11 protein-coding genes are annotated in these 13,108 nt (G+C 72.5%); 4 read left to right on the plus strand and 7 right to left on the minus strand.

Going from position 1 to position 13,108, the window contains the following annotated elements:
• Nucleotides 1-420: 420 nt before the first annotated feature.
• The 3 genes from ACFY9I_RS34050 to ACFY9I_RS34060 all read left to right on the plus strand — a co-directional run bounded on the left by ACFY9I_RS34050 (nucleotide 421) and on the right by ACFY9I_RS34060 (nucleotide 2,453).
• Nucleotides 421-1,146, plus strand: coding sequence for a TetR family transcriptional regulator (locus ACFY9I_RS34050; RefSeq protein ID WP_391008638.1), 726 nt, complete (start codon nucleotides 421-423; stop codon nucleotides 1,144-1,146).
• 10 nt (nucleotides 1,147-1,156) lie between these two features.
• Nucleotides 1,157-1,498: a hypothetical protein gene (locus ACFY9I_RS34055; RefSeq protein WP_391008640.1), complete on the plus strand. Its 342-nt coding sequence runs from the start codon at nucleotides 1,157-1,159 to the stop codon at nucleotides 1,496-1,498.
• 103 nt (nucleotides 1,499-1,601) lie between these two features.
• Nucleotides 1,602-2,453: a hypothetical protein gene (locus tag ACFY9I_RS34060; protein ID WP_391008642.1), complete on the plus strand. Its 852-nt coding sequence runs from the start codon at nucleotides 1,602-1,604 to the stop codon at nucleotides 2,451-2,453.
• Here ACFY9I_RS34060 and ACFY9I_RS34065 read toward each other — a convergent pair.
• The 5 genes from ACFY9I_RS34065 to ACFY9I_RS34085 form a co-directional block, all read right to left on the minus strand.
• Nucleotides 2,402-3,637 carry a styrene monooxygenase/indole monooxygenase family protein gene (locus tag ACFY9I_RS34065; RefSeq protein WP_391008645.1) on the minus strand — a complete coding sequence of 412 codons (1,236 nt, stop codon included), beginning with the start codon at nucleotides 3,635-3,637 and terminating at the stop codon, nucleotides 2,402-2,404. The two genes, ACFY9I_RS34060 and ACFY9I_RS34065, sit on opposite strands and share 52 nt — an antisense overlap.
• Before the next feature lie 45 nt (nucleotides 3,638-3,682).
• Nucleotides 3,683-4,315 carry an ATP/GTP-binding protein gene (locus ACFY9I_RS34070; protein ID WP_391008935.1) on the minus strand — a complete coding sequence of 211 codons (633 nt, stop codon included), beginning with the start codon at nucleotides 4,313-4,315 and terminating at the stop codon, nucleotides 3,683-3,685.
• A gap of 115 nt (nucleotides 4,316-4,430) precedes the next feature.
• On the minus strand, nucleotides 4,431-4,928 hold the full coding sequence (locus ACFY9I_RS34075) for a DUF742 domain-containing protein (protein WP_391008648.1): 498 nt from the start codon (nucleotides 4,926-4,928) through the stop codon (nucleotides 4,431-4,433).
• Nucleotides 4,925-5,428, minus strand: coding sequence for a roadblock/LC7 domain-containing protein (locus ACFY9I_RS34080; protein ID WP_391008651.1), 504 nt, complete (start codon nucleotides 5,426-5,428; stop codon nucleotides 4,925-4,927). Before ACFY9I_RS34080 ends, ACFY9I_RS34075 begins: the two co-directional genes overlap by 4 nt.
• A complete protein-coding gene (locus ACFY9I_RS34085; protein WP_391008654.1) occupies nucleotides 5,425-8,391 on the minus strand; it encodes a nitrate- and nitrite sensing domain-containing protein in 2,967 nt (988 codons plus the stop codon). Before ACFY9I_RS34085 ends, ACFY9I_RS34080 begins: the two co-directional genes overlap by 4 nt.
• Before the next feature lie 377 nt (nucleotides 8,392-8,768).
• On the opposite strand from ACFY9I_RS34085, the gene ACFY9I_RS34090 reads away from it, so the two are divergent.
• Nucleotides 8,769-9,554 carry a protein phosphatase 2C domain-containing protein gene (locus ACFY9I_RS34090; RefSeq protein WP_391008657.1) on the plus strand — a complete coding sequence of 262 codons (786 nt, stop codon included), beginning with the start codon at nucleotides 8,769-8,771 and terminating at the stop codon, nucleotides 9,552-9,554.
• A gap of 439 nt (nucleotides 9,555-9,993) precedes the next feature.
• On the opposite strand, the gene ACFY9I_RS34095 is transcribed toward ACFY9I_RS34090, so the two are convergent.
• Together ACFY9I_RS34095 and lon are read right to left on the minus strand one after the other, a co-directional pair.
• A complete protein-coding gene (locus ACFY9I_RS34095; protein WP_391008660.1) occupies nucleotides 9,994-10,488 on the minus strand; it encodes a MarR family transcriptional regulator in 495 nt (164 codons plus the stop codon).
• 217 nt (nucleotides 10,489-10,705) lie between these two features.
• Nucleotides 10,706-13,108, minus strand: a complete 2,403-nt coding sequence (gene lon, locus ACFY9I_RS34100) for an endopeptidase La (protein ID WP_391008663.1) — start codon at nucleotides 13,106-13,108, stop codon at nucleotides 10,706-10,708.

Genomic DNA, 13,108 nt, shown 5'->3' on the forward strand with positions numbered 1-13,108 from the left:
TCTGTGGTTGCTCGCGCAGTTCCCCGCGCCCTTGAAGACACGGCCCTGCGGGCCGGGCCGAAAAGCGCGGGGCGCAGCCCCGGCTTTTCAGAGGCGCGGGACCCGGTCTCTCAAGGGCGCGCGACCGTGTCTTTCAGGGGCGCACGCCCCGGTCTCTCAAGGGCCAGCGACCGTGCCTTTCAGGGGCGCGGGGAACTGCGCGACCAGCCACGACGTACCCGCACCCACCCACACACCCCAGCCCACAGAACCGTCTCCACCAGACCCGCAACGCCCGGCCTTTCAAGGGCGCACGCCCCGGTCTTTCAGGGGCGCGGGGAAATGCGCGAGCAACCACAGACCACCCGCACCCGCCAGACCACACGCACCCCCGAGCCACCAGGCACCCGGCCCAGCGGCGCAGCCCGTACGCTGCGAGGTATGACGTCCGAGGCCCCCACCCGCGCGTACCGTCGACTGAGTGTGGAAGAACGGCGCAGCCAGTTGCTGGACGCGGCGCTGGAGCTGTTCGCGCACAACGCGCCGGAGGACGTCTCCCTCGACGACGTGGCGGAGGCGGCCGGGGTCTCCCGCCCCCTCGTCTACCGCTACTTCCCCGGCGGCAAGCAGCAGCTCTACGAGGCGGCCCTGCGCTCGGCCGCCGAGGATCTGGAGCACTGCTTCGACGAGCCGGCCGAAGGCCCCCTCACCAGCCGGCTGACCCGCGCCCTCGACCGCTATCTGACCTTCGTCGACGGACACGACGCCGGCTTCAGCGCCCTCCTCCAGGGCGGCAGCGTCGTGGAGACCTCTCGGGCGACGGCCATCGTGGACGGGGTCCGGCGGGCCGCCGCCGACCACATCCTCCGACACCTGGAGGTGGCCGAGCCCGGTCTCCCGCTGCGGATGACCGTCCGTATGTGGATCACCTCCGTCGAGGCCGCCTCCCTCATCTGGCTCGACGAGGGAAAGCGGCCGGACGTCGGCGAACTTCGGGACTGGCTCGTGGACCAGTTCGTCGCCTGCCTCACGGCCACCGCCGGCCGCGACCCGCAGACGGCGGCCGTCGTCCGGCACGCCCTCGCCATCGAGACCTCCGACGGCGCCGTGGGCGCCCTGGCCCGCCGCGTCCTCCCCCTCGTCGGCGACGCCGGTCACCTGCTGTGACACTGGTCCGGTGAAGAGCCAAGACACCCCCTTCGTGGGCGGCCCCCTCGACGGGCGCGTCCTGCCCGTACTGCTCGGCATCACCGGCCACCCCCCGAAGACGTACCGGGTCCCCGTGCCCGACGCGGCCGGCGGCCCCCCGACCGTCCTCGTCTACCGCCGGGTCGACGCCGGCCGGGGCGGCTTCCTGCACCAGCTCTGGAAGTACGAGTACGCCCCCGACGCGGACCCCGCCCGCCGCCCGAGGTGGCCCTGGTCGAAGCCGGGCGAGTCCGCCGGCGCCGAGACCCCGGACGCCCCGGACGGGCAATCCGCCACGCCGCCCGCGAGGCCGCGCCCCACCGACGAGTGACCCCCCGGGCGCCGAACGGTTCACCCGGCGCGCGCCTGCCCCGCACGCCCCCCATCCTGCCGATGCGAGGTGGAAGGCCCACCTCCGCACCGGAGGTGATGACGTGTCAGGAAGGCTTCGACGCCTGGTAGGGACGGCAACGCTCACGGCGCTCACCGCCGGCGCCCTCCTCGGCATGCCCCTCGCCCCCGCAGTGGCGGCACCGGGACCTCCAGCGGCCGACGAGAGCGCGGACGCGGCCACCGCCGGGGACGCGAACACCACCGAGGACGCGAACACCGACACCGGCACCGGCACCGGCACCGGCCCTGAGGCTTCCTCCTCCGGCACCCGCTCGCTCGCTCGCCTCCTCGCCGACCTCCAGCGGCTCCACCGTGAGGCGGAGCAGGCCGCCGAGGCGTTCACCGCGACCGACGAGGAGCTGGCGAAGCAGCGGGGCAAGGTGGCCACGCTCGATCAGCGGCTGGCGGTGGCCAGGCTCTCGTTGCACCACAGCCGGGGAGCGGCCGGCCAACTGGCCCGGCAGCAGTACCAGAACAGCAGCACCGCCCTCTCCCCGTACGTACGCCTCCTCATGGCCCGCGACCCGCACCGGGCGCTGGAACAGGGTCATGTGATCGACCAGGTCGCACGGGAACGCGCCCGGACGGTCGAGCGGATGGTCGGCACCGAGCAGGACACCGACGCACTCGCCCGCAGGGCCCGCGTCGCCCTGGACCGCCAGCTCACCCTGGCCGAGCGCCGCAAGAGGGAACACAACGACGTACGTGACCGCCTGGACGAGATCGAGGACATCCTCGCCGCCCTCACCCCCCGACAGCTCACCGCCGTCGAGAAGTGGGAGAAGAGCACGACGGGCGGGGCAGGGCTCGGAAAGGTCGCCCCGCCGAAGCCCTCGAGTCCTCAGCCCCCGGCAACCTCCGAGAGATACGCCCGGGTCTTCTCCGCCTCGTAGAAGTAGCTCTCGAAGTCCGACGGGTCGTCGAACCCGTTGGCGAATCGATCCGCCACCACCGGCAGCCCCTCCGCCGCCCCGACCAGCCCCAGCACATGCTCGGCCGGCGGAGCCAGCATCGTGTTGGTCCACTTGGTGACCGGCCCGGCGATCCGCCAGAACCGCTCGAAGGTCCGCCGCATCCACGCCTCGTCGAACTCCGCGTCGCCGTGGTCGAGGATCGCGGTGAGGTAGACGGCCGCGCACTTGGTCGCCGAGTTCGCCCCTTGTCCGGTGAGCGGGTCGTTGGCGACGACCACGTCCCCGGCGCCCAGCACGGGACGGCCACCGGGCAGCCGCGCGACGGGGTGCCGGACGACCGGTGTGTAGCGGCCGACCAACGCGGCGCCCGGGTCGGTCGCCTCGGCCTCGGCGGCCCGCGCGTACTCCCAGGGGGTGTACCGCCGCATCAGTTCCAGGGTCAGCGCGAGCTGGTCCTCGGCATTGCGGACGCCCTCGAAGACATCGAGCGGACCACCGGGCAGGCCCAGCCAGAACAGGGCGTCGGCGCGGCCGGAGGTGGTGAGGACCGGCTGGACGATGAGTTCACCGAGGCCGGGCACCAGGTTGCAGCGGGCCGCGTCGAAGTCCGGGTGCTCGGGGCGCGGGCGCACGCCGTGGACGTACACGGCGGCGAGCGCGCGCTGCGGCTCGGTGTGGGGGGAGCGGGCGGCGTCGCGGCGGAACATGCGCACCAGCTCGCCCTTCCCGGCGGTGACGAGCACGAGGTCGTAGACACGGGAGAAGTAGTCGAGGTCGGAGACGGCGGCGCCGTGGATGACCAGTTGGCCGCCCCGCCGGGCGAAGGTCTCCATCCAGCCGGCCATCTTCACGCGCTGGTCCACGGCCTGGGCGTACCCGCGCAGGCGGCCGACCCAGTCGACGGCGCGCTGCCCGTCCGGGCCGACGACGGAGACCCCGACGCCCTCGATCCTCGGTGCCTGGGACTCCCAGAAGTTCAGTTCCAGTTCGCGCTCGTGGCGCAGTGCCGAGTCGAACATGCACTGGGTGGACATGATGCGGCCGGCGCGTATCTCGTCCGGGGTCCGGTTGGACATCAGTGTGACCTCGTACCCGTGCGACTGCAGTCCGAGGGCCAGGTGCAGCCCGGACTGACCGGCTCCGACGACGAGTATCTTCCGCATTCGGACAGGTCTCCTGGTTCGTCCGTGTCGTCCCGCAGGCAGGGACTACTCGGGGCTGACGGATATCGCGTGGGCGCACAGCGCCAGCAGGGTCTCCATCGCCGAGACCCTGCTGCGCGCGTCCATGAGCATGACGGGTACATGCGCGGGCACCGTCAGCGCGTCCCGTACGTCCTCGGGGTCGAACCGCACGCTGCCGTCGAACTCGTTGACCGCGACGACATAGGGAAGTCCGCAGCTCTCGAAGTAGTCGAGCGCGGGGAAGCAGTCGCCGAGGCGGCGGGTGTCGGCGAGGACGACCGCGCCGATCGCGCCGCGCACCATGTCGTCCCACATGAACCAGAACCGCTCCTGGCCGGGGGTGCCGAACAGGTAGAGGACGAGGTCGTCGTCGAGGGTGATGCGGCCGTAGTCCATGGCCACGGTGGTGGTCAGCTTGTCCGGCGTGGCGGAGAGGTCGTCCGTGGCGGCGCTGGCCTCGGTCATCAGCGCCTCGGTCCTGAGGGGGGTGATCTCGGAGACCGCGCCGACGAAGGTGGTCTTGCCGACGCCGAAGCCGCCCGCCACCACGATCTTGGTGGCGATGGGGGCCCGGGACAGATCGGACTGCCAGGGTTTCAGTTCTTCTTCGGGTTCCGCCCCGGGCGCGGGCGAGGCCCCCGCCGCGTCGGCGCACAGGGCGCCGGCGTCGGCACGAGGGGCGTCCACGTCGATGTCGACGCGGGGGGCGTCGTCGTCGACGCCCGGGATGACGCCGGCCGAGGCGTCGGGGTTGACGCCGGCCGAGGCGGCGTCAGAGACGGCGGAGTCCACTCAGCACCCTTTCCAGCAGAGCACGGTCCGGCTGTCCCGGTCCATGACCTGTTCCGTACACGCGGATCTTTCCCTGGTCCGCGAGATCGCTGAGGAGGACGCGGACCACACCGAGCGGCATTCTCAGCAGCGCGGCGATCTCCGCCACCGTCCGCATGCGGCGGCAGAGTTCGACGATGGCCCGCATCTCGGGCATCACCTTGGCGTGGGGTGATCCTCCCGCATCGCCCACCCGGGGGGAGGGGAGCCCTGCCAACTCGAGCCGCTCCGCCGGGGCTTCGAGTACGGCGACGAACGTCTCGACGAGCAGGACGTGGCCGGAGCGGGTGCGTCCGCCGGTGAGCGAGTAGGGGCGTACCCGGGCGGGTTTGCGGTCGCCGCCGCGTACGGGGAGCTTCTTCGCGCTCTTCGGCCCGCCGGGCTTCTTCGCCGGACCCGGTTTGGCGGCACGTGCCTTGGTCTTCCTCGGACCGCTCATCGCCGGCTCCCGGCCGCCTCGGCCTCCAGGGACCTGCGCAGCTCGCTGCGGAGTTCCGGGGTGAGGACATGGCCGGCGCGGCCGACGAAGAGCGCCATGTGGTACGCCACCACGCTCATGTCGCAGTCCGGGGCGCCGTGCACCCCGAGGAGCGAGCCGTCGCTGATCGACATCACGAAGAGACTGCCCTCGTCCATCGCGACCATCGTCTGCTTGACCCCGCCGAACTGCATCAGCTTGGCGGCGCCGATGGTGAGGCTGCCGATGCCGGAGACGATGGTGGCCAGGTCGGCGGCGGAGCCGCGGGGGCCCTGGGGCTGCCCGTCCTGGGCCCGGCGGGCTTCGGCGACTCTGCCGGGGTCGGAGGAGAGCAGCAGCAGGCCGTCGGAGGAGACCACCGCGACCGACAGCAGTCCCGGCACCTCCTCGACGAGGTTGGTCAGCAGCCAGTGCAGATTGCGGGCTTCACTGCTCAGTCCGAAGGTAATGGGCGCGGTCAACTGCTTTCCTCCTCGGAAGTGCCCCCCGTGGTGTCAACTGCCTCTGTCCGGTACTCGTGTGGCGCGGGCATACGCGTCTCGCCCGACTGCTCGGCGATCTCCGCCTCCACGTCGCGACGCCCCTCCCTGGCCCCCTGGTGGAATCCGCCGAGGCGGCGGCGCAGCTCATCGGCGTTCACGCCCCCGACCCGTGGCCTGGGCGTCGTGGGGGTGTGCGCGGTGATTCTGGGCGTGCGCTTGGGCAGGCCCTTGTCGGTGAGGCGGGGGGTCTCCTCTCCCCTCGCCCCCTGGGCCCGCGACACCTCCGCCTGGCGCGCCGCGTCAGCCCCGTCGGCGGCACGCTCATGGGTTTCGGCCTCGGTGCCGTACGGGTCGTCGGCGTCCGTGCCGTAGGTGTTCGCGCCGTGGATGTTCGTGCCGTGGATGTTCGCGCCGTGGATGTTCGCGCCGTCGGCATCCGTGCCATCGGCGTCCGTGCCGCCGGCATCCGTGCCATCGGCATCCGTGCCGCCGGCGTCCGTGCCATCGATGTCCTCGGTGGCCTCCCCAGGGGCCGCCGGAGCGAACAGTTCCATCGTCGTCTCGGACACGGACACGGCCTCGGCCTCCGCCGGGCCGGGGGGCGCGTCGTCTTCCGGTACGACGGTCCCGGCGGCCTGAGCGGCGTCGACGGCCGTCCCCACGGCTTCCCTCGCCAGCAGTGCCCGCTCGGCCGCCTCGATGAGCGGGTCTCCGTCGCCCTCCGGCTCACGGACGGTGACCGAACGACCGGGCAGGATGTTCGAGTTGGCCTCGGCGTCGGCGCCCGGCAGGGAGAGCGCCGGCGTGATCGAATCCGGGGTGCCCGAGGGTACGGCGGGCGCGGGGGCCAGCAGTCCCTGGGACAGGACGACGACCGCCGCCGTACCGCCCGAGTCGTGCTCCTGGAGCCGTACGGGGATGCCGAGTCGGTGGGCGAGGCGGGCCACGACGTACAGGCCGAGGCCGAGGCCCTCGCCGTCCTCCTGGTCGTAGGGGGCCTCGGGGTCGAAGTCGGTGATGCGGGCGTTGAGCCTGGCGAGCCGGTCGGGGGCGACGCCGATGCCGCCGTCCAGGACGGAGAGGGCGATCTCGCCGTTCTCCGTCAGCCGGCCGGTGACTTCGACGGACATCTCCGGCGGCGAGAAGGAGGTGCCGTTCTCCAGGAGTTCGGCGAGGAGGTGGCTGAGGTCGTCGGCGGCGAACCCGGCGACATGCGCGTGCGGCGGCAGCGTGGCGATGCGGACGCGTTCGTAGCGCTCGATCTCGCTGACGGCGGCGCGCACGACGTCGACGAGCGGGACGGGTCCGGCGTGGTGCTGGACGTGCTCGTGGCCGGCCAGGACGAGGAGGTTCTCGCTGTGGCGGCGCATGACGGTGGCGAAGTGGTCGAGCTTGAAGAGGGTGGCGAGCCGGTCGGGGTCCTGCTCGCGCTCCTCCAGGGACTCGATGACGGCGAGCTGACGCTCGACGAGGCCGAGGGTGCGCAGCGCGAGGTTGACGAAGGTGGCGTGGACGCTGTGCTGGATTTTCGTCAGATGGGCGGTTGTCTCGGCCAGTTCGGCGCGGAGCCGGTCGCGGTCGTCGGCCATGGTCTGGCGCTGGCCGATGAGGTGCTTGCGGTCGCCCTCCAGGGGCGCGAGGCGCTCGTGCAGCGCGAGGGCGTGCGCGTGGAGCGCATTCACGGAGCGCACGACCTGGGCGAACTCGTCGTTGCGCCCGGTGAACCTGATCGGTTCCTCGGCGACCGGGTCGCCCGCGACCCGCGCGGAGCCGATGCGCAGCACCGCGAGCGGGCGGGTCAGCGACCGGGCCATGCCGGTGGCGACGCCGACGGCGAGGAGCATCAGGGCGCCGAGGACGGCGATCCGGATCTCCAGGGCGGTGACGTCGTCGTCGCGGAGCTGGGCGAGGTCCTTGGTGCGCCGGTCGTAGAGGGAGGACTCGGCGCCGCGCATCAGGTCCACACGGGCGGAGAGCGCCGCGTCGACCTTCTTGGCGTCGGTGCCCTGCTCGCTGTCGGAGAGCGTGGGACGGCCGGTGAGGTCGGTCAGGTACCTGTCGGCGGTGTCGGCCTCGGGGCCGGTGACCGTGGCGTCGTACGAGGACCGGGACGCGGCGGGCGCGGTCTCGCGGAAGTCGGCGAGAGCGGCGTCGGAACGGACGCGGGCCTGCTGGGCGGCGGCGCTGAGGGCGTCGCGCTCCTTCTTGTCGGCGGCGGAGACGCCGGTCGTGGTGGTGGGCAGCCCGGTGACCGGGTCGATCACGGTCTGGGTGGTCGTCGGGACGCTGAGCGCGGCGACGAGGAGGCCTCGGGCGGCGGCGGCCTGCTGGACGGCGGTGTCGAGTTCGGCGAGCGCGTGGGCGCCGCCGCCCGCGCGGGGCGGCAGCTGCTCGGCCAGCTCCTCGGCGAGGGAGTGGAGTTCGGTGACGACGGCGGTGTACGCCGTGTGCGCTTCGAGAGCGGTGCTCTTACCGGAGAGTGCCGCTTCCCGTACGCCGGTGATGGACCCGATGTCCTCACGCAGCGCGGCGGGGGTGCCGGTGTCAGCGCTCAGCTCCTCGGCCTGGCGGTCGACACGGTCACCGTGCTGCTCGCTGGGCGCGGCGGACTTGGGCCGCCCGGCGGCGATGTACGCGGTGACCTCGTCGCGCTCGTCGGCCAGCGCGTGGGCGAGGGTGAGTGTTTCCTCGGTCCGTCCGGCGAGCGTGACCAGGCTCTGGGTGTCGTGCAGTTGTTCGGAGGCGGCAAGGATCGAGGGCGCCCCCGCGCCCGCTATGGCGGCGGCCACGACGGCCACGGCGACGATGAGCCGGTTGCGTACGTGCGCCTTGCGTCCGGTGCCGACGGTGGGGGCCTCGGCCGTCCCCCGCTGGTTCGGGGAGGCCGCGGAGGCCTTCGAGGCTGCCTGCTTGCCTGTGCGCCGAGGCCGCGTCTTCTGCACCGGTGCTCGCATTCCTGACTCGTGTACCCATGGGCCCGGGTGACGATCCGTCAACTGGTCAACTACGGCCGTCCCCCCGGTACGGCTCCCGACCCTCCCAGTGCCGGTGGGCAGTGGTCCCGCATCATCAGTCCCGCCACCCGAAGGAGTGAACATCCCCGGGGAGTTGGCGGGCAAGTTCCTCCGGCTCGTGACCGCGCCCCGCTCGGTCGACCGGTTGGACGTCGGCGACGCGCTTTGACAGTATTCGCCGCCGCGCTTCACCACTCACGATCATTCCATGCCAAACCCGGCGCCCCGTCTGGAGGGTCCGGGTCGTACGGCGACCATTGTCGGCCTTTCACAGATCTCGTGGAGGGCTCGTGCAGACTGGCCGAATGCGCACTGAACTCGTCTCGGAGCCCGGCGACCCCCTCCGCCCCAACGAGGACTTCGCGTCGGTCGCCCTGCCCGCGGGGGGACAGGGCGGCGCCCTGGTGCTCCTCGACGGCGTGACTCCACCGCCCGGCGAGTACGGCTGTCGACATTCGGTCGCATGGTTCACTTCCCGCCTCGGTGGCACCCTGACCGAACTATCCGTTTCGGAACGGGATTCACCGCTGCCTGACGTCCTCTCACAGGCCATCTCTCGTACCGCCCGGGCCCACACCCAAACCTGTGACCTTTCTCACCCACGAACCCCGCAGGCCACAGTGGCCCTGGCCCGCTGGTCGCCGACGGCCGTGGAGTATCTGGTGCTGTCGGACTCGGCATTGCTGTTCGAGAGTCCGGACGGCGTGGTGACGGCGGTACTGGACGACCGCCTGTCCCGGCTGCCGGCGGCCTCCCTGGCGACGGCCGCCATCGCCGACTCCACCGTCCGGAACAAGGAGGGCGGCTTCTGGACCGCCGCCGCCGACCCGGCGGTGGCCGCACGCGCGGTGACCGGAACCGTCCCCCTGGAACAGGTCCGTGCCCTGGCCGCGTTGACGGACGGGGCGGCCCGCTGGGTGGAGAAGTTCCGCGAGGGTGACTGGACGGACTGCCTCACCTTCGTACGGAAGGCGGGCGCCCACGGACTGGTGGAGCGGGTACGGCAACTCGAAACCACCGACGTCGACCGAGCATTCCTGGGCCGAGGCAAACGCCACGACGACGCGAGCGTGGTGTTCGTGAACTGGTGACGGCCCCACCGGCTGCCCACCTCCCGGCTCCGGCCACCGTTCTCAGGGCATCCATCCACCCTCGCTCCGCCTCACGGCTCCCGGCCGCCGGATGTCCAGTCCCCTGGCCCTCGGACGCCGGCACCACCTCTGCCGACCGCCGACCTCACCGCCTCCGAACTCCCGGACACCCCACGCCTCCGACCCCACAAGTCGCGACCTCCACGCCCACCGGCTACCGGCCCCGCTGCCAGAGCCTTCCCGGCTTCCCGGCTTCCCGGCTTCCCGGCTTCCCGGCTTCCCGGCTTCCCGGCCCCAAGCCTGCCCGCCCTCACTGCCCCGGGCCCCCCTAATCCCCGCTTCCCGCTTCCCGCTTCCCGGCCCCCCGGCCCCCGGCCCCCGGCCCCCGGCCCCCGGCCCCCGGCCCCCGGCAGCCAACGGCTCCCGGTCACGTGCGCTCCTAGCTCTCCACTCCCCGGTTCAACTGCTGCAGGAGCCGGGCCAGTTCGGCCACCTCGTCGCGATCCCAGCCGGCCAGTTGCCGTACGTACGCGCCGCGCCGTGCGTCCCGTACCGCACGGAAGCGAGCGCGGCCCTCGTCCGTGAGGTGGACGAGCCAGGCGCGGCCGTCGGCGGGATCGGGTTCGCGGGCGATCAGGCCGAGGTGTTCGAGGGCGCGGAGCTGACGGGACATGGTGGCCTTGCCGACGCCGATGTAGGCGGCGAGCTCGGTGGCCCGGAGCCGGCCGGCCTCGTCGAGGCGGGCGAGGAGGCCGTAGGCGGCGGACTCCAGGTCGGGGTGGACGGCACGGGCCATCTCCCCGGACTTGGCGCGGGCCCGCCGCAACAGGACCGTCAGCTCCCTCTCCAGCGCCAGGAACGCCTGGTCCATCCCGCCCGCAGGCAGTCCGGCCTCGACACCGCCGCCCTCGCCGTTTCCGCCCTCGTCGTGCACGTCAGCGCTCCTGATGTCCGATCTCGCCTTGTCCGGTTCCGCGGACGTCAGTATTTCGCAGGCCGGGCCCCGTCCGGACCGCCCCGGTCCACCACCCGCGTGGCCGTTGACAAGCGGAAAGGCCCGGATCTCCCTCACGGGGTCCGGGCCTCCCACCACCCGGTGGACGTCCGTCACGCCGCCACCGGAGCCTTCGACCCGTGCGCGCCGAAGCCGCTCACGCCGCCACCGGCACCTCCACCCCCGCCGGGGCGAGCGCCAGCTCCAGCACCTGGCGGACGTCCGTGACGGCGTGGACGTCGAGCTTGTCGAGGACCTCGGCGGGGACGTCGTCGAGGTCGGGCTCGTTGCGCTTGGGGATGATGACGGTGGTGACGCCCGCCCGGTGCGCGGCGAGCAGCTTCTGCTTCACCCCGCCGATGGGCAGGACGCGCCCGGTCAGCGAGACCTCACCGGTCATGGCCACGTCGGTGCGGACCAGCCGGCCGGACAGCAACGAGGCGAGCGCGGTCGTCATGGTGATACCGGCGCTCGGCCCGTCCTTGGGCACGGCCCCCGCCGGGAAGTGGATGTGCACGCCCCGGTCCTTGAGGTCGGCGACGGGCAGCTCCAGTTCGGCGCCGTGCGAGCGCAGGAAGGAGAGCGCGATCTGCGCGGACTCCTTCATCACGTCGCCCAACTGGCCGGTGAGCGTCAGCCCCGCCGCGCCCGTCTCCGGGTCGGCGAGCGACGCCTCGACGTACAGGACGTCGCCGCCCGCGCCGGTGACCGCGAGGCCGGTGGCCACGCCCGGCACGGCCGTACGCCGCTCCGCCGGGTCCTGGGCGGACTCGGGCACGTGGTGCGGGCGCCCGATGAGCGCGCGCAGATCGCCGTCCGTGACGGTGAACGGCAGCTCGCGCTGCCCCAGTTCGTGCTGGGCCGCGACCTTGCGCAGCAGCCGCGCCACGGACCGCTCCAGGTTCCGTACGCCCGCCTCGCGCGTGTACTCACCGGCGAGCTTGCGCAACGCGCTCTCGTCGAGCACGACCTCGTCGGCGTCGAGCCCGGCCCGCTCCAACTGCCGGGGCAGCAGGTGGTCCCGGGCGATGACGACCTTCTCGTCCTCGGTGTACCCGTCGAGCCGGACGAGTTCCATCCGGTCGAGCAGGGCCTCGGGGATCGCCTCCAGCACGTTGGCCGTCGCGAGGAAGACGACGTCGCTCAGGTCCAGCTCGACCTCCAGGTAGTGGTCCCGGAAGGTGTGGTTCTGCGCGGGGTCGAGGACTTCGAGCAGCGCGGCGGCCGGGTCGCCCCGGAAGTCGGAGCCGACCTTGTCGATCTCGTCGAGGAGGACGACCGGGTTCATGGACCCGGCCTCCTTGATGGCGCGGACGATACGACCGGGCAGCGCGCCCACGTACGTACGCCGGTGCCCGCGGATCTCCGCCTCGTCCCGCACACCACCGAGCGCGACCCGGACGAACTTCCGCCCCATGGCGTGCGCCACGGACTCGCCCAGGCTGGTCTTGCCGACGCCGGGCGGCCCGACGAGGGCGAGCACCGCGCCGCCGCGCCGGCCGCCGACGACACCCAGCCCCCGGTCGGCACGCCGCTTGCGCACGGCGAGGTACTCGGTGATGCGCTCCTTGACGTCCTCCAGCCCGGCGTGCTCGGCGTCGAGGACGCTCTTCGCGCCCTGGATGTCGTACGCGTCCTCGGTCCGCTCGTTCCAGGGAAGCTCCAGCACGGTGTCGAGCCACGTCCGGATCCAACCGCCCTCGGGCGACTGGTCACTGGACCGCTCCAGCTTGTCGACCTCCTTGAGCGCGGCCTCCCGGACGGCCTCCGGCAGGTCGGCGGCCTCGACGCGCGCCCGGTAGTCGTCGGACTCCTCCCCGTCCTTCTCGCCGTTCAGCTCGCGCAGTTCCTTGCGGACGGCTTCGAGCTGACGCCGCAGCAGGAACTCACGCTGCTGCTTGTCGACGCCTTCCTGGACGTCCTTGGCGATGGTCTCGGCGACGTCCTGCTCGGCGAGGTGGTCGCGCAGCAGTTGGGTGGCGAGCTTCAACCGGGCAACCGGGTCACCGGTCTCCAGGAGCTGGATCTTCTGCTCCGTGGTGAGGAAGGGCGAGTACCCGGAGTTGTCGGCGAGCGCGGACACGTCGTCGATGGCCTGCACCCGGTCGACGACCTGCCAGGCGCCACGCTTGCGCAGCCAGCTCGTGGCAAGTGCCTTGTACTCCTTGACGAGTTCGGCGACCTGCCCGGGCAGCGGCTCCGGCACGCTCTCGTCGACGCGTGTCCCCTCCACCCACAGGGCGGCGCCGGGCCCGGTCGTCCCGGCCCCGATCCGCACTCGCCCTATGGCGCGGATCAGCGCCCCCGGGTCCCCGTCGGCCAGCCGTCCGACCTGCTCGACGGTCCCGAGCACACCCGTGCTCGCGTACGCCCCGTCGATCCTCGGCACCAGCAGCACCTTCGGCTTCCCGGGCACCGCCCGCGCCGCCGCCTGCGCGGCCTCCACCGCGGCCCGTACATCCGTGTCATTGAGGTCCAGCGGCACCACCATGCCGGGCAGCACGACCTCGTCGTCGAGCGGCAGTACGGGCAGGGTGAGCGGTGCGGACGTCGAAGCCAT

The organism is Streptomyces sp. NPDC012510 (assembly GCF_042955065.1).
Taxonomy (GTDB): Bacteria; Actinomycetota; Actinomycetes; order Streptomycetales; family Streptomycetaceae; genus Streptomyces.

Coding starts and splice junctions, on each gene's coding strand:
- ACFY9I_RS34050 (WP_391008638.1), top strand. CDS start 421: ATGACGTCCGAGGCCCCCACCCGCGCGTACCGTCGACTGAGTGTGGAA.
- ACFY9I_RS34065 (WP_391008645.1), bottom strand. CDS start 3,637: ATGCGGAAGATACTCGTCGTCGGAGCCGGTCAGTCCGGGCTGCACCTG.
- ACFY9I_RS34075 (WP_391008648.1), bottom strand. CDS start 4,928: ATGAGCGGTCCGAGGAAGACCAAGGCACGTGCCGCCAAACCGGGTCCG.
- ACFY9I_RS34090 (WP_391008657.1), top strand. CDS start 8,769: ATGCGCACTGAACTCGTCTCGGAGCCCGGCGACCCCCTCCGCCCCAAC.
- lon (WP_391008663.1), bottom strand. CDS start 13,108: ATGGCTTCGACGTCCGCACCGCTCACCCTGCCCGTACTGCCGCTCGAC.